The 15,812-nt window shown below is 69.9% G+C and carries 16 protein-coding genes; 7 read left to right on the top strand and 9 right to left on the bottom strand.

Annotated features, from left to right (window positions below):
• Position 1 precedes the first annotated feature (1 nt).
• On the bottom strand, positions 2-1,207 hold the full coding sequence (locus QQK49_RS16720) for a sodium:proton antiporter (protein WP_284304924.1): 1,206 nt from the start codon (positions 1,205-1,207) through the stop codon (positions 2-4).
• Between the two features lie 131 nt (positions 1,208-1,338).
• On the opposite strand from QQK49_RS16720, the gene QQK49_RS16725 reads away from it, so the two are divergent.
• Entirely contained in the window at positions 1,339-1,974 is a 636-nt protein-coding gene (locus QQK49_RS16725; RefSeq protein WP_284304925.1) for an LON peptidase substrate-binding domain-containing protein, read from the top strand.
• A 24-nt stretch (positions 1,975-1,998) separates the two neighbouring features.
• On the opposite strand, the gene QQK49_RS16730 is transcribed toward QQK49_RS16725, so the two are convergent.
• Positions 1,999-2,493 carry a DUF4870 domain-containing protein gene (locus QQK49_RS16730; RefSeq protein WP_284304927.1) on the bottom strand — a complete coding sequence of 165 codons (495 nt, stop codon included), beginning with the start codon at positions 2,491-2,493 and terminating at the stop codon, positions 1,999-2,001.
• Positions 2,494-2,661: 168 nt separating this feature from the next.
• On the opposite strand from QQK49_RS16730, the gene serA reads away from it, so the two are divergent.
• Positions 2,662-3,858 carry a phosphoglycerate dehydrogenase gene (serA, locus tag QQK49_RS16735; RefSeq protein ID WP_284304929.1) on the top strand — a complete coding sequence of 399 codons (1,197 nt, stop codon included), beginning with the start codon at positions 2,662-2,664 and terminating at the stop codon, positions 3,856-3,858.
• A 1-nt stretch (position 3,859) separates the two neighbouring features.
• Here the strand turns inward: serA and QQK49_RS16740 are convergent, their stop codons facing one another.
• From QQK49_RS16740 to QQK49_RS16750, 3 genes are all read right to left on the bottom strand, one after another.
• Positions 3,860-4,561: a carbohydrate ABC transporter permease gene (locus tag QQK49_RS16740; RefSeq protein WP_284304930.1), complete on the bottom strand. Its 702-nt coding sequence runs from the start codon at positions 4,559-4,561 to the stop codon at positions 3,860-3,862.
• 139 nt (positions 4,562-4,700) lie between these two features.
• Positions 4,701-5,633 (bottom strand): carbohydrate ABC transporter permease, encoded by a 933-nt coding sequence (locus tag QQK49_RS16745; RefSeq protein WP_284304931.1) that lies wholly within the window; start codon positions 5,631-5,633, stop codon positions 4,701-4,703.
• Positions 5,630-6,946, bottom strand: a complete 1,317-nt coding sequence (locus QQK49_RS16750) for an ABC transporter substrate-binding protein (RefSeq protein ID WP_284304932.1) — start codon at positions 6,944-6,946, stop codon at positions 5,630-5,632. Before QQK49_RS16750 ends, QQK49_RS16745 begins: the two co-directional genes overlap by 4 nt.
• Positions 6,947-7,236: 290 nt before the next feature.
• Here QQK49_RS16750 and QQK49_RS16755 point away from each other — a divergent pair, with 290 nt between their 5' ends.
• The gene (locus QQK49_RS16755; protein WP_284304933.1) at positions 7,237-7,962 is read left to right on the top strand and encodes a serine hydrolase domain-containing protein; all 726 of its coding nucleotides are present in this window, start codon (positions 7,237-7,239) and stop codon (positions 7,960-7,962) included.
• A 34-nt stretch (positions 7,963-7,996) separates the two neighbouring features.
• On the opposite strand, the gene QQK49_RS16760 is transcribed toward QQK49_RS16755, so the two are convergent.
• Complete coding sequence (locus QQK49_RS16760; protein WP_284304934.1) at positions 7,997-8,980, bottom strand: LysR family transcriptional regulator; 984 nt, start codon at positions 8,978-8,980, stop codon at positions 7,997-7,999.
• Between the two features lie 195 nt (positions 8,981-9,175).
• Between QQK49_RS16760 and QQK49_RS16765 the strand changes: the two genes are divergently transcribed.
• The 4 genes from QQK49_RS16765 to QQK49_RS16780 all read left to right on the top strand — a co-directional run bounded on the left by QQK49_RS16765 (position 9,176) and on the right by QQK49_RS16780 (position 12,718).
• Entirely contained in the window at positions 9,176-9,904 is a 729-nt protein-coding gene (locus QQK49_RS16765) for an MFS transporter (protein ID WP_284304935.1), read from the top strand.
• 3 nt (positions 9,905-9,907) lie between these two features.
• Positions 9,908-10,519, top strand: coding sequence for an MFS transporter (locus QQK49_RS16770; protein WP_284304936.1), 612 nt, complete (start codon positions 9,908-9,910; stop codon positions 10,517-10,519).
• A gap of 1 nt (position 10,520) precedes the next feature.
• Positions 10,521-11,690 (top strand): aminotransferase-like domain-containing protein, encoded by a 1,170-nt coding sequence (locus QQK49_RS16775; protein WP_284304937.1) that lies wholly within the window; start codon positions 10,521-10,523, stop codon positions 11,688-11,690.
• Between the two features lie 125 nt (positions 11,691-11,815).
• On the top strand, positions 11,816-12,718 hold the full coding sequence (locus QQK49_RS16780; protein ID WP_284304938.1) for a hypothetical protein: 903 nt from the start codon (positions 11,816-11,818) through the stop codon (positions 12,716-12,718).
• 61 nt (positions 12,719-12,779) lie between these two features.
• Here QQK49_RS16780 and QQK49_RS16785 read toward each other — a convergent pair whose 3' ends face one another.
• The 3 genes from QQK49_RS16785 to QQK49_RS16795 are packed head-to-tail and all read right to left on the bottom strand — an operon-like array spanning position 12,780 to position 15,750.
• Positions 12,780-13,628, bottom strand: coding sequence for an HAD family hydrolase (locus QQK49_RS16785; protein WP_284304939.1), 849 nt, complete (start codon positions 13,626-13,628; stop codon positions 12,780-12,782).
• Positions 13,555-15,360 (bottom strand): NAD-binding protein, encoded by a 1,806-nt coding sequence (locus tag QQK49_RS16790; RefSeq protein ID WP_284304940.1) that lies wholly within the window; start codon positions 15,358-15,360, stop codon positions 13,555-13,557. The genes QQK49_RS16785 and QQK49_RS16790 overlap by 74 nt, the downstream gene beginning before the upstream one ends.
• A gap of 3 nt (positions 15,361-15,363) precedes the next feature.
• Positions 15,364-15,750 (bottom strand): DUF6394 family protein, encoded by a 387-nt coding sequence (locus QQK49_RS16795; protein WP_284304941.1) that lies wholly within the window; start codon positions 15,748-15,750, stop codon positions 15,364-15,366.
• Between the last annotated feature and the right edge of the window lie 62 nt (positions 15,751-15,812).

Consider the following 15,812-nt stretch of genomic DNA (forward strand, 5'->3'; position numbering starts at 1 on the left):
TTCACCCTCGACTGTCGGCCACGGCCTTGACCATGAAATTCGGCCCGTTGCCGATGTAGGTGATCGCCCCGCAGAGCACAGCGCCGAGGCTGATCGAGACCAGGTAGGCCTCGGGCACGTTCGCCACCCTCGGCTCGCCGGGCAGTTGCGCCGCCATCTCGAAGAACGTCGCGTACGTGGGGGCGTTGTCGAGGAGGGCGGACAGACCACCGGTGAAGACGAAGAAGGTGATCCGGTTGAGCGGCAGACTCGGCGCCACCTGCGCGAGGAACTTCAGCGCCGGCACCATGGTGAGGAAGATGCCGATGAACAGGGCCGCGACCTCGAGGATCGGCCCCCAGGTGAACTGGTTGTCCCGCCAGCGGATGCTCTTGTTCCCGATGAAGTAGGACCCTGCGGCGGCCGACAGCATCACGATCTCGCGGAGGGGGACCCAGTCCATGAGGTGGGCATGTCCCTCCTCGATGGCGTGCAGATCGATCGAGGGCAGAAAGGCCACCGCGAACACAATGACGGCGAACCACACGAGGGAGTACGCGCCACGCAGCCCAAGGGGTTCGATGTCGGTGGCGTCCGCCTGCAGCGCGTGGGCCGGCTCCTGCGCGTAGTACTTGCGGTCGAGGAAGTAGTACGTCAGCAGCAGCATGCCGTTGACGAACAGCCACTCGGGGAACAACGAGAACGTCCACTCGAAGGGCACGCCCCGCAGCATGCCGAGGAACAGGGGCGGGTCGCCGAGCGGTGTCAGCAGGCCACCGCAGTTGGCCACGATGAAGATCGTGAAGACCACGGTGTGCACGCGCCGGGTGCGTTCGGAGTTGGTGCGCAACAGCGGGCGGATCAGCAACATCGCTGCCCCGGTCGTGCCGATGAAGGAGGCGATCGTGCCGCCGACGGCGAGGAAGATCGTGTTGTTGCGTGGCGTCGCCCGAATGTCGCCGGCGAGGAAGACGGCGCCGGAGACGACGTACAACGAGAGCAGCAGGGTGATGAACTGCGCGTACTCGACCAAGGCGTGCACCACGGCTGCGCCGTCACCGGCCAGCAGCCACACGGCGAGCGCCACCGGCACACCGAGGACCAGCGCGAGCGTGAGCTGGAAACTCGGCTTCTCGAAGAGGTGCGCCGTCGCCGGGACCAACGGCAGGGTCGCGATGCTCCCGAGCATGAGCACGAACGGGATCAACGTCCACCAGGCGTAAGTCATGGCCGGGACTCTAATCCTCCGTCGTAGGTCGTGGTCGGGCCGGACGTCCCGAGCTTGGCACTTCACTCGATGCGTCTGTCGGCGAGGCCGATTCCCACCGACGCCGGAGCTGCGCGGGTAGCGTCGTGTCCATGGAGTCGCTGCCGCTGTTCCCGCTCGGGACGGTGCTGCTCCCCGGCGTCCGCTTTCCCCTTCGCGTGTTCGAGCCCCGGTACGTCGCCATGGTGCGGCACCTGGAGAGCACGACGGCGCGCGAGTTCGGGGTCGTCGCCATCCGTCGGGGCCACGAGGTCGGCTCACACATCCCCGAGCTGTATCGGATCGGCTGTGCCGCCGTGTTGAAGAACGTGACCCGCGCCGAGGGCCACCTCGTGATCGAGGCGGCGTGCAGCCGCAGGTTCCGGATCGAGTCCGTGGACGAGGGTGGCGCCCCCTACCTCGTGGCCTCCGTCGAGTGGCTCGATCTGCAGGCCGAGGACGTCGCTGTCGAGGCGACGAACGGTGCCCGCCGGGCGTTCGAGTCCTTCTCGCGGGCGGTCGGGGCCCACGTGCAGGGGTTGCCGCAGGATCCCGGCCGACTCACCGCGTCGGTGCTCGACGGGTTGGGGCTGCCGTTGCCCGAACGGCAGAAGGTCCTCGAAGCCGGGGACGCGACCGCCCGCCTGCGCGCCGTCACCCGACTGTGCCACCGGGAGGAGGGCCTGGCGGAGGTGCTGCACTGCCGCGCCGCGACCGTCACACCCTCCTCGCGCCTCAGCCCCAACTGAGTTCCCGACCCGCCGCGACCCGCCTCAGGTGAGGACCGTGATCTTGAACGGGTAGTCGTAGGGCTCACCACGGTTGGCGCGCACGGCCCCGAGGATCGGGAAGACGACCGTCACGACGGCCGCGACGATGAGGATCGGAATGCCGATCACCGCCCCCACGAGGGTGACCGTCAGGATCCACCCGACGAGCTGGGCCACCCACAGCCCGATGCCGAAGTTGAACGCGCCGGCCGCAGCCTGACGCACGAACGGGCTCTTGTCCTTGAAGGCGAACCACATGATGAGCGGGCCGACGATGCTGAGCCACCCCACGCTGATCACCATCGCGATCAGCGTCGAGAGGTGCGCGAGCATCGCCATCGACCGGTCGGAGGAGTCGGGGCGGCCGGGGTACGTGCCACCCGGGTACCGGCTCTGCGATCCGGGCTGCGGGCTGTAGTCCTGCGGACCCTGCTGCGGCCCGTGGCCGGGACGGGTGCTGTCGGCATCCCACTCGTTCGACGGCGGGTAGCTGGTCATGACGGTCTCCTCGAGGTCGATGTCCCCTCCACCGTACGGGCCGACGACGTCGACGACGAGGCAGGCGATGCGACGCCCGCGTGAACGATCACCCCGCCGGAGCCCGCGTCGTGTACACCATGTGGACAGCCGGGCGACCGACCGACGAGACGGGGCACGATATTTCCCGTGAAGGCGCTTCTTCTCGAAAACGTGCACTCCGTCGCGGCCTCGTCCCTCCAGGAGGCCGGTTTCGACGTCGAGACGCGGGCGGGTGCCCTCGGCGAGGCCGAGCTCACCGCCGCATTGCGCGACGTCGACCTCCTCGGTATCCGGTCCACCACCCAGGTCACGCGTGCCGCGTTGGCCGCCAACCCGCATCTGCTGGCGGTCGGCGCGTTCTGCATCGGCACCAACCAGGTCGACCTCGAGGCCGCCGCGTCGCTCGCGATCCCGGTGTTCAACGCCCCGTTCTCCAACACGCGGTCGGTGGTCGAGCTCGTCATCGCCGAGATCATCGTCATGGCGCGGCGCCTGACCGAGAAGGACCGGCGTCTGCACGACGGGGTCTGGGACAAGCAGGCCAAGGGCAGTCACGAGATCCGCGGCCGCAAGCTCGGCATCGTCGGGTACGGCAACATCGGCAGCCAGTTGTCGGTCATCGCCGAGATGCTCGGCATGGACGTGTACTTCTACGACATCTCCGACAAGCTCGCGCTCGGCAACGCGACCCGGTGCGGGTCCCTCGAGGAGCTCCTCGACATCGCCGAGTGCGTCACTCTGCACGTCGACGGCAACGACGCCAACGCCGGCTTCTTCGGGCCCGAGCAGTTCGCCCGGATGCGTCCGCGCTCCCTGTTCCTCAACCTCTCGCGCGGGTTCGTCGTCGACTACGGCGCGCTCCGCAACAACCTGTTGTCCGGGCACATCGCGGGGGCGGCCGTCGACGTCTTTCCGAACGAGCCCAAGAAGCTGGGCGACCCGTTCTCCTCACCGCTGCAGGGCATCCCCAACGTCGTTCTCACCCCGCACGTGGGCGGCTCGACCGAGGAGGCGCAGGAGGACATCGGCCGGTTCGTCGCCGGAAAGCTGCGCGACTACACCAACCTCGGCACGACGACGCTGTCGGTCAACCTGCCGACGCTGACCCTGTCGCACTCCCCCGGCGAGATCCGCCTGGCGCACCTCCACGCCAACACCCCGGGCGTGCTCGCCACCGTCAACGCCCTCATGGCCGACTTCGGCGTCAACATCGACGGCCAGATGCTCGCCACCCGGGGCAATTACGGCTACGTCGTCACCGACGTGGGCGAGGACATCGCCGACCCCGTCCTGGAGGCCATCCGCGCCATGCCGGAGACGCGGCGGTTGCGCATCATCCGCTGAGTCACCCGCCGCCCAGGCCGGTGCGTTCGACGCCGTGCACGATCCAGCGCTGCAGGACGACGAACATCAGCAACAGCGGCAGGATCGACAGCAGGCCCGCCATGAAGAGCCGCCCGAGGTCGACGCTCTGAGCGTTGAGCATGGTGGACAAGGCGATCTGCACGGTCCACGCGTTCTGGTCCTGGGCGATGACCAGCGGCCACAGGAACGCGTTCCACGAGCCGATGAACGTGATCGTGCCGATGGCGGCGGAGAACCCCAGGGAGTTCGGAACGACGATGCGCCAGAAGGTGCCCCACGGCGTCAGACCGTCGAGGGCCGCGGCCTCCTCCATCTCGCGGGGGAAGTCGGTGAAGTACTGGCGGAACAGGAACGTCGCGAGGGCCTGGAACAGGCCCGGCACGATGAGACCCCGCAGCGAGGACACCCACCCCAGGCTGCTCACCACCACGAACGTCGGCACGAACGTCACCGCCGCCGGCACGAGCAGCGTCGCCGTGATCACCCAGAACACGACGTCGCTCCAGCGGTAGGGGATGCGCGCCAGGCCGTAGCCGGCGAGCGAGGACACCACGAGGACTCCCACGGTCTGCGCCACCGCGATGAGGACGGAGTTGAGCAGCGCCTGCCCGAACGGCACCAGCGGATCGGTGAACAGCCCCGTGAGGTTGTCGACGGCCCAGGTGGGGGTAGCCAGTTCCACTGTGGCGCAGTGATGTCCGCCGAGCGCATGAAGGCGTTGCGCACGAGCAGGTAGAACGGCAGGAGCATGAGCAGCGACCCCACACCGAGCAGGACGCGGCGCACGAGTCGCCCGCCGCGCCCGCGACGCTGACCGACGATCATCGGGACTCCCGGGTCAGGCGGAGCATGGCCAGAGCGACCAGGGCGATGAGCGCGGTGAGGATGACCGACCCCGCGCTGCCGTGGCCGAAGTCCTGACCGGCGCCGAGGGCGGTGTAGTAGAGGTACACCAGCGGCGGCCGGGCGTACGGCGGGTACCCGCCGAAGGTGGAGAGGATGTTGTAGAACTCGTCGAACGCCTGGAACGCGTTGACGAGCAGGAGCAGCAGGACGGCCATCGACGTCGGCCGCAGCAACGGCAGCGTGATGTACCGGAACGCCCGCCGACCCTGGGCGCCGTCGATCGCCGCGGCCTCGTACAGCGTGGGGTCGATCCGCTGCAGACCGGCGATGAACAGGATCATGAAGAAGCCGACCTGCAACCACAGCCGCGCGCTGACGACGACCAGCCAGTACCAGGGCGGGGAGGTCACCGACAGCCACGGCACCGGGTCGATCCCGAGGCTGCCGAGGACGGTGTTGGCGAAGCCGAAGTGCACCCCGGAGAAGATCGACATCTTCCACACGAGCGCGGCGACCACGTACGAGCAAGCCGTCGGCAGGAAGAACACCGAACGGAAGAACGTCTGCGCCACCCGGGTGCGGCTCACCGCCACGGCGATGCCGAGTGACAGCACGAACGTCGTCGGCACGATGAACGCCGCGAAGACGACGAACGTCTGCAGCGACTCGACGAACGCCGCGTCGCCCAGCATGTCGGCGTAGTTGCGCAGGCCGACGAACTCCGTGGGCGTGACCGTGTTGTAGGCGTCGAAGAAGCTGAGGGCCACGCTCCACAGGATCGGGACGTACGTGAACAGCAGCAGGCCCGCGAGAAAGGGGCCGACGAACACCCAGAACCACAGGTTCCGGTCACCGGGTCCGCGCAACCGCCGCGCCAGGCGGCGCGGGGTGGTCGCGGCCGTGCTCACCGACCGGTCCGGACCCGGTTCAGTTCGGCGTCGACGATGCGCTTCAACGCCGGGACCTCCGCGGCCGGGTCGGCGCCGTTCTTGACGATGCGCGACATCATGTCGTTGAACGACGCGGCGCACTTGGGCGTCCACATGAGGTGGTTCTGCGCGAAGCCGTGCCGCTGCGCGAGCGTGACCGCCTCGGCCGCCGGTCCGTGCTTGAGGGCCTCCGCCTGCCCCGCCAGGCTCTGACGCGCGGGGATGTGCAGGCCGTAGGTGGTGGCGAAGTCACTCTGCTTGTCGGTGCCGTCGATCCACAGCCACTTGGCGAAATCCTTGGCCACGTCGAGGTGTTGGCTGTTCGCGCTGATGCACGTGCCGTAGGCGCCGACCGTGACGTTGGGGAGCCCGCCGTCCATCGCCGCCGGCCAGGGCAGGACCCCGAAGTCGTCGCCGAGGGCGGACGCGATAGCGGGCAGCGCCCAGAGCCCCGTGAACTGCATGGCCGTGAGGCCCTGGGTGAGTGCATCGGGCGCGAACCAGTCGTTGGGGGCGCCGAGCAGCAGATGATCGCTGGTGAACAGCGACCGCAGGGTGCCGAACGCAGTCGCACTGCGGGGGTCGTCGAAGCCGAACTCGCCCTCCTCGGTGAGCAGGTCGAGACCCACCGAACGCAGCATCGGCGGCCCCATCAGTCCGGCACCACCGTCGTTGCCGAGGAACAAGCCCTTGACCTTGCCCTTCGTCAACGCCCCCGCGGCAGCCACGAGCTCGTCCATCGTCGACGGCGGCGCGACACCCGCCTCGTTGAGCATCGACGTGCGGTAGATGAGCAACTGCATGTCGATGACCTGCGGGATCGCCCAGATCTTGCCCTCGTGCGTCATGCGCTCGATGAGTGCCGGATTGAAGTCGGGCAGCGCGTCACCGAACAGATCCGTGAGGTCGGCCACCTGACCGCCGGTGATCATGTCGATCGTCGGCCCGTTGGCGTACTCGAACACATCCGGCGCGGCATCCGTCACCAGCGTCGCCAACACCGTCTGGTCGTAATCCCCCGGCTTCCACGTCACGTTCACCGTGGCGTGCGGATACGCCGCCGCATACCGCTCCACGGCCTCACGCGTGCCCGTCTCCCCGTACTGGTGGTACCACTGCTCCAGCGTGACCCCCACTCCCCTCGCATCCGGCGAGGTCGGCGCCGGGCCCGTCGCCGGACGCCCCGTGTTGTTCCCGCACGCCGCCAACGCCGCAGCAGCCGCCAGACCACCCGAGAGCCCGAGGATCCGTCGACGGCTCAGCTCGGCTCCGGAAGGGAATGGAGGTGTCATGGCCAAGTCCTCGGTGTTGCGGGAAGCGCCACGGGCAGGGGACCCGCGCGCATGCCTTCACTGCAGATCATGCACGGCCCGATTCGACCTCCACAGATCATTGCAAGGGCCTGATTCAACCAGGTCGACACGGGTCCGCTCGGCACCACCACGGATATCCCGAAGAGCGCCACCGAGGCGATACCGCATCGTGACCTTTCCGCAACCGACCCGAGAGGGTGGAGGGGCGCGTTCTTCTCCGCGCGGTGAGAATGTCTGGGTCCGTCCCGTCCGACCCGTAGGAGAGTCCCGTGAACCTGTCTGCACTCGTGGAGGAGTGGCCCGTGGGGGCGGCGTGTGTCGCCGTCGCCACGCGCACGAACGGCGTCGTCGAGGTCCACGATGCCGGGGGCAGCTACCCGTGGGCGTCGGTCACGAAGATCGTGTCGGCGTTGACCGTGCTCGACGGGTGCCTCGAAGGCGTCGTGTCGCTCGAGGACGAGGTCGGACCCGACGGAGCCACGCTGCGGCACCTGCTCGGCCACGCCTCGGGGCTGTCGATGGACTCCGACAAGATCCTCGCGCCCGTCGGGGAGCGCCGCATCTACTCCAACCGGGGCATCGACCTCGCCGCCGAACACCTCGCCGCCGCCACCGGACGTCCGTTCGTCGAGGAGATGGACGAGCGGGTCCTCGGGCTGCTCGACATGGACGACACCCGCCTCCACGGGCCGCCGGCGCACGGCATGGTCGGCACCATCGGCGATCTGGCGAAGCTGGCCGCCGAGCTCCTCTCCCCCACGCTGCTCATGCCACAGGCCGTCGAACTGGCGTCCGGTCTGGCCTACCCCGGGCTGGCCGGCGTACTGCCCGGCTTCGGCAGTCAGCGGCCCAACGACTGGGGGCTCGGGTGTGAGATCCGGGGCGAGAAGTCGCCGCACTGGACCGCGCCGGAGAACTCCCCCGCACGTTCGGGCACTTCGGGCAGTCGGGCAGCTTCTGCTGGGTCGACCCGGACGCCGGGGTGGCGTGCGTGAGCCTGTCCGACACGCCGTTCGGCGAGTGGGCCGCTCAGGCCTGGCCGCCGCTGTCCTCGGCGGTGCTCGCCGAGTACGCCTGATCCCCCGCAGGTTCCGGCTCCGGCTCCGGCTCCCCCAGCGGATCGACGCAGGTCGCCGTGCGGCACCGCGGGACGACGGTCGTCCGCCGCATCCGCTCGCACAACGCCTCCAGCGCCGGGCTCTGGTAGTGACCGGCCTCCCAGCAGCCGTAGAGGAACACCCCCAGACATCCGGAGGCGCCGTGCAGCGGATGCGCACGCAGCCCGAAGCGCGGTGGCTCCTCGCTCACGACACAGGGCAGATCCCGTTGGACGGCCAATGCCTGCGCCATGATCGCCGTCTCCGCCTCGAGGATCGGGGCGCGCCTGGCGCTCATGGTGCGCAGCTCGCGGTCCAGGACGATGCGGGAGGCGCTGCGGCGGGTCAGTCCGACGAAGTCGAAGTCGACCAACTGCCTCAGCGACACCGTCGCGTCACGCTCCCATGGGTCGCGGGCGGCCGGCACCTGCACCGTCAGGTGGATCCACCGCACCGGCACCGTGACGAACTGCGGGTGCGGCGCGGGGTCGATCGTCAGCACCAGGTCGGCGGCGCCGGACTCGAGTTCGCGATACGGGTGTTCCGCCTCGATGACCCGCACCTGCGAACTGCCGAGTTGCCCGCAGGCGACCATCGGCGCCAGCACGTTGTCGAGCGTCGCCGCCAGACACGTGATGCGCAGGCCCGAGGGGTCGCGCGGGTCCACACCCGCGAACCGTTCGGCGGCCTCGGCGCGGGTCAACAGGTCGCGGACGATCGCGAGGAATCTCCGCCCCGCCGGCGTGAGGGTCAGGGCCTGCTTGCGCCGGTCGAAGAGGTCGACGCCGAGCTCACGTTCCAGGGCGCGGAGCTGTCGTGACACCGCCGGCTGCGCCACGTTGAGGTCGGCGGCGGCTGCGTTCGCCGACCCCAGTCGGGCGACCGCTTCGAAGTAGCGCAGCACCCGCAGCTCCATGGGCGGAGTGTAGGCGTGGGCGCTCATGCCCGACAGGCACCGGCGTTAGACCCGTTCGGACCGAGTTCGCCGCCCCCGTTGATCCGCGCTCGGTGCGCGCTCGATAGTCGAGGCAACGGACGGTCCTCATGGTTCCGGGTCACCCAATGGCGGGTCTGTGCCCGGTAGGGCCACGACTCCTTGGAGGCTCCCCAGATGGCGACCGACAGCGTCCCCGGAACCCAGCCCGTCCACGACCCCAAGCGAGCGCGCCGCGCCGTGCTGGGGTCGGCGACCGGCGTGACGATCGAGTGGTACGACTTCTTCCTCTTCGGCAACACCGCGGCCATCGTGTTCGCGCCGCTGTTCTTCCCGGGCACCGACCCGATCGCCTCCCAGATCGGTGCGTTCGTGGCCTTCGCGCTCGGCTTCATCTTCAGGCCGATCGGCGCGGTGATCTTCGGCCAGCTCGGTGACAGGCTCGGGCGCAGGCGCACCCTCATCATCACCCTGCTCGTCATGGGCATCGCGACCTTCGCGATCGGCCTGCTGCCCCCGGTGGCGAGCGTGGGCATCCTCGCCCCGATCGCCCTCGCCGTCCTGCGCGCCTTCCAGGGCATCGCGGCCGGTGGCGAGTGGGCCGCCGCCTCGACGATGGCGGTCGAGAGCGCGCCGCCGGAGAAGCGGGCCCGCTACGCCTCCTACATCCAGCTCGGCTCGCCGCTCGGCACCCTGCTCTCCAGCGGCGCGGTGGCCGCGGCCCTGCTCCTGCCCCACGAGGACTTCATGGCCTGGGGATGGCGTCTGCCCTACCTCGGCTCGGCCCTCCTCATCGCCATCGCGCTGTGGCTGCGTCTGCGCATGGAGGAGTCCCCCGAGTTCGAGGCGCGCCGTCAGCTCGGCGCCGACGTGGGCCGCAAGTCCCCGATCCTCCAGGTGTTCTAGGAGGTGCCCGGACGTCTGCTGCTCGGCATCGGCGCCTACCTGTACCTCACCGCGGGCTTCTTCATCATCACGACGTTCATGATCGGCTACGTCACGAACACCCTCAAGGGCTCCGCGGGTCCGCTGCTCACGGCCATCACCATCGGCGCGGCCATGCAGGTGCTCGTCGTGCTCATCAGCGGTCGCATCGCCGACCGCATCGGCGCCGGCCGCACGATCATCATCGGCTACCTCATCACCCTCGTCGGCGCCTTCCCGCTGTTCTGGATGATCGACACGAAGGACCCGCGGTGGATGACGGTCGGCATGCTGTTGGCCCTCGGTCTCGGCAGTGTCGCCTACGCCCCCATCGGCGCCCTGTTCCGCCAGCTCTTCCCGGGCCGTCTGCTCGTGTCGTCGATGGCGCTGTCGAACAACATCGGCTCGCTGGTCTCCGGGTTCATGCCGACCATCGCCACGTTCGTCCTCGTCGCCACGGCCGGACGTTCGTGGGGTCCGGCGCTGCTGCTGTTCTCCATCGCCGGCATCTCCCTGACCAGCTCGATCGTCATCTGGCGGCTGGTCGAGCGCGAGAAGGCGCTCGGCGGCGCCGACGTCACCGTGAAGGAGAAGTGACGTGGCCACCATCGACTACGCACGCCGCGTCGAGTCCTACTACCCCTCCAAGGTGCGGGAGGTCTTCGCGCTGGCCGCCAAGCCGGACATGATCTCCTTCGCCGGCGGGGCCCCGGCCCTCGACGACCTCGACTTCGACTTCCTCGCCGACGCCTCGGCCCGCATCCTGCGCGAACAGGGCCGGGCTGCGTTGCAGTACAGCATCGGTCAGGGGGTCCCGGTCCTGCGTGAGGCGATCACGCAGGTGATGAGCCTGGAGGGGATGACGGCGGAGGCGAACCGGCAGGTCGTCACCGTCGGTAGCCAGTTCGCCCTCAACCTCGTGGCCCAGAACTTCGTCGACCCCGGCGACGTCGTCCTCGCCGAGTCGCCCTCCTACGCGGGCGGCATGGCGGTCTTCCGCGCCTACGAGGGCGAGGTGCGCCAGGTCGCCACCGACGCCGACGGACTCGTGCCCGCGGCGGAGGGTCGACGCTGCCGGCTGGTGTACACGATCCCGACCTACCAGAACCCGGGCGGCACGCTCATGCCCGAGCACTGCCGCGTCGAGCTCATGGAGATCTGCGAGCGGCACGACGTGTACGTCATCGAGGACAACCCGTACGGGCTCCTCGGGTTCGACGGAGCCACGCACCGCGCGTTGAAGGCCGACCACCCCGAGCGGGTGTTCTACCTGGGCTCGTTCTCCAAGATCTTCGCCCCCGGGCTGCGGCTGGGGTGGGTCGACCCGCCCGCCGAGCACGTCGCGATGCTCGTGGGCACCAACGAGACCGGTGTGCTCAACCCGCCGACGTTCACCCAGCTGCTGGTGGCGGCGTACCTGCGCGACGACGGCTGGCAGGACGCGCTCGGCCACATGCGGCAGGTGTACGCGCGCAAGGCCGGGGTCATGGTCGACGCGCTGCGTGAGCACATGCCCGCGGGAGTCACCTGGAACGACGTGGCCGGCGGGTTCTACGTGTGGCTCACCCTGCCCGAGCACGTCGACGCGTACGACATGGTGGCCCCGGCCATCGACCGCGGCGTGGTCTACGTGCCCGGCGTGGCGTTCTACGTCGACGGACGCGGCACCCACGAGCTGCGCATGTCCTTCTGCCTGCCCAGCACCGAGCAGATCGCGACCGGGGTGGAGGTGCTCGCCGACGTCCTCCGGCAGGAGAGCGCTCGCTGAGCTCCCGCCGGAGGCCCCGGCGCAGCGCCCGAACGACGCTGCGCCGTCCCGGGATTCCTCGAATCCGCCTCCACGGGGGCGTAGCCTGGCGGCGCCGGTGATCATCGACACCTCGGGGGTATCCCATGCACCGCTTCGTTCGCGCACTCTCCGTGGCGGCCGCCGCGCCCTTGCTCGCCTCGGCGGTGACTCCGGCTGCTCCGGCCGGCGCGGCCCCGCAGGCGCCCACGCCTGCGCCGCGGCATTGTCTCGCCGAGTTCACGACGACCGACCGGGCGGGCACGCTCACCACGGTCTTCCACGACGACCGCCGCTTCGGGACCTTTCCGCTGAAGGGCACGAAGGTCAGCCCGGCGCCGCGCTTCGTCGAGCCGATGAACTACGAGCCGTCGGCGATGACCGTGCCGAGCATGGTGGTCACGCGGACGGGAATCCTGCAGTCGCAGAAGCACACCGTAGTGGAGTCCGACGGTGACACCCCGGTGTGGCGCACGCAGGCCCCCAAGCGGATCGGCCACGGCTGGGCCTCGGTGCGCGACATCGCGATCCCCGACGACCTCACCGCGCCGTACTTCTTCGCCGTCACCGGCGACCGCCTCAACCGGTACACGCTGCGCGTCACCCGCGCCGGCGACGTCGGTGTGCGCACCGCGCCGCACGCCGCGACCGCCGGGTTCTCGGGCGTTCGCAGCCTCACCTGGACGCGCGACACCGTCGCGAGCGGCGTGCGCGCCGACGTCCTGCTGGGTCTGCGCGGCGGCGAACTCGTCGAGTACGTCGTGCCCCGCAAGACCAACCCGCGCGTGACCACCCGGGTGCTCGCCCGCAGCGGGTGGGGCGGGGTCGGCACCATCGACGCGGGCCTGTGCTTCACCGACGGCCGCGACACCGCGGTGCCCACAGCCACCACGCCGATCCTCGGACGCGTCGGCCGCGACGTCCGCCTCTACGTCGACCGCGACAACACCGACGGCTCCGGGCGCGACATCGCCAATCACGGCCGCATCGGCACCTGGCCTCCGGCCTGATCGGTACCCCTGAGCCGCGCCGTTCGGGTCTCGTGCCCGGGGACGACGTCGAACCGGGTCCCTACGTGAGCAGCGGCAGCAGCGCGCGGGCGACACCGTCGGCGTCGTTGGGGCCGCAGACGTCGCTCGCGGCGGCGAGCACCGACTCCGGCGCGCCCTGCACCGCGAAGGATCGTCCGGCCCATTCCAGCATCGGGATGTCGTTGGGCATGTCGCCGAAGGCCCAGACCTGCGCGGCGTCGATGCCGTGCCGGTCGCACCAGGTGGCCAGCGCGCTCGCCTTGCTCACCCCGACCGGTCCGATCTCGGCGAGCCCGACGGCTCCCGAGTAGCTGACGACGGCGCGGTCGCCCACGATGTCCTGCACCCGCGCGAGGAACGCGAGCGTCTCGGTGTTCTCGCCGGCCGGGCCGGGGCCTTCGAGCACGTCGCCGCCGGGGATGCGCGCGAGCAGCTTGCCGACGCCGTCGAGGCCGGTCTCCTCGAGCGCCCCGTACGTGGCGACGGCCGGGACGAAGGCCGGGTTCACCGGGCCGTACTCGTGCTCGAGGTGCATGCCCGCGGCGTGTTCCAGCGCGAACCCGATGCGGGGGATCTCGCGGCGCAGGTCGGCGGCCAGCGCGACCACGTCCTCGAGTCCGATGAGGTCGGCGTGGACGACCTCGCGGGCCGCGACGTCGTAGAGGAAGGCGCCGTTGGCGCAGATGGCGTGGCCGTGACCGCCGACGGCGTCGGCGAGGTCGTCGAGCCAGCGCGGTGGGCGCGCGGTGACGAAGAGGGTCTCGATGCCCCGGTCCCACACCCGCTGCAGCACGTCGCGGGTGAAGGGGGTCACCTCACCGGCCGGGTCCAGCAGGGTGCCGTCCAGATCCGTCGCGACCAGCCGCGGACGATCGGCGGCGGGGATCACGGCTCCTCCCTTCGGCCGGCGACGATCCGCCACAGCCACGTCTTGGGCACCTGCCGACCGGTGGTGAGGTACCGGAGCGTGGAGTCCTCGAAGAGTGCCGAGGACAACAGGGAGAACCCGCGCCGGCGGCCGGCCAGGAGGATCTCGTCGCCCGCGCGCAGCGGAGTGTCCTCCCCGGGGACGAAGGTGAGCTCCTCGCCGCGCAGGATCGCGAGGGCCGCGACCTCGACGTGGGCGGTGCGGTCGTCGGGGTCGCGCAGGAGGTCACCGAGCGTGAGCTCGTGATGGCGCAGCCACCGGACCGCCGCGGGCGCGTCCTTGGTGGTGAGTCGCAGCCGGGTCGTCCCGGGTGTGCGTTCACCGCAGCGCGCGACGAGCAGGTCGAGGACGCGAGCCCCCACTCGTCGTCCTGGGTGAGGGCGTGCTCGACGAAACTCCAGCTCAGAGGCGTGACGACCCGCGCGAGGACCTCGCGGGCCACCAGGTCGGTGGGCACGTAGACCGAGTCGGGGCTGAACGCCTCGAGCAGGGCGGAGTTGGTCGTGCGGTGCTGGCGGATCGCGATGAACGCGTCCGGGCTCTCCAGTCGGGCCCGGGCGGCGTACGCGAGGTTGGTGGCGTCGAGATCGGAGCCGGCCACGAACCCCGAGAGGCCCTGCAGATCGGGTGGCTCGTCGTCGGGATCGGCGAGTGCCACGTCGAGCCCCGAGGTCTCGAGGTCGTGGCACACCTCCTGCCCGAACCGCCCGTCGGCCAACACGATCCATCGCCCGCCCGACAGGCCCTCCCGCGGCGCCGAAAGTTCGGTGCCGCCGGGGGCCATGAGCCAGTCCACCAGCCGGCTCACCACCGGGCGCTCGAGAGCGAGGACGAGGAACGCGCCGTAGTGGTCGTCGGGGTTGATGACGGCAGCGGGACCGAAGTCGGTCATGTGCCCGGCGTGCGTGCGGTTTCCGGCGCGCGCGATGACCGGCAGCTCAGGACGCAGGAGGTGTCCGCTCATGACCACGGCGAGGTTGGCGTCGTCGTCGTCGGTCACCGCGACGACGCCCTCGCAGCGGGGGTGACCGAGGCCGGCGAGTCCGAGCATCGCCGGGTCGCGGACGTCGCCCTCCAGGGCGGGGGCGTCGCGCATGAGCTGGTCGGTGGCGAGCGCTTCGAGCCGCTCCTGCCTCTCGTCGACGACGACGAAGGCACGGCCGAGATCGTCCAACGCCCGGCACACGGCCCGTCCGGTCTGCCCGTACCCGCACACGATGAGGAACGGTTCGGGCATGCGAGCGACTCGGCGACGGAACGACTGACGGTGCCGGGCGTCCTGGAACGCGGTGTCCTGGAGAATCGCGAAGAGCGCGCCGATGGAGTACGCCCAGACCGTCACGGATCCGTAGATCGACGCTGTCATCCACATCCGCTGCGCGGTGTTGAAGGCGTAGGGGATCTCACCGAAGCCGATCGTCGTCGCCGTGTACGACATGACGTAGAACGCCTCGAACGGTTTCAGGGTGTAGGGATTTCCGTCGGCATCGATCCCGGGGATCATGCTGAGTCCCGCCACCGAGATCGTCAGGACGACGACGACCGCCACCAGCGGTCCACGCATCCGCTGCAGCATGAGGAAGACGACGTCGGTGCCGGCCAGGTACTCCGGAACCTCGACGCGCGCCCGCCGTAGCCGCGGACGCCGACCCTTGTGGGCCTTCGTCGACAGCAGCAGCAGCGGGTTGGCCATGACTCAGCGGCGGCGGAACGAGATCGTCTCGGAGACGAGCAGGACGACGGAGACGAGGTTGGCCAGCAGCGCCCCACCCGAGAGGGACACGATGCTCGCCATCTGGTGGCCGGCGACGTCGGCGCCCGAGCCGCCGGTGATGAGGATCCACACCACCGCGGCGGCGATGAGCTGGATGTCGGCGACGAGCGACGTGGCCAGATGCACGGCGCCGACCTGGGTGCGGTCACCGAACTTGAGGATGGTCGCGATGATGTTGACGACGACCGCGGCGTACAGCTCCACGATGTTGTGGACCTGAGGGTTGGTCATGTCGCCGAGGAAGAAGCCGAAGTTCAGCGTCGCCGCCAGCAGGACGAAGAATCCGAAGACGACTTTCTCGAGGTTCACCCACCCCACGATAGGGCGCGGGCGCTCGATCGACCGGTAGGTGAGCCCGGCAAGAGGACAAC

This window comes from Mobilicoccus caccae, from assembly GCF_030161635.1.
Classification (GTDB): Bacteria; Actinomycetota; Actinomycetes; order Actinomycetales; family Dermatophilaceae; genus Mobilicoccus; species Mobilicoccus caccae.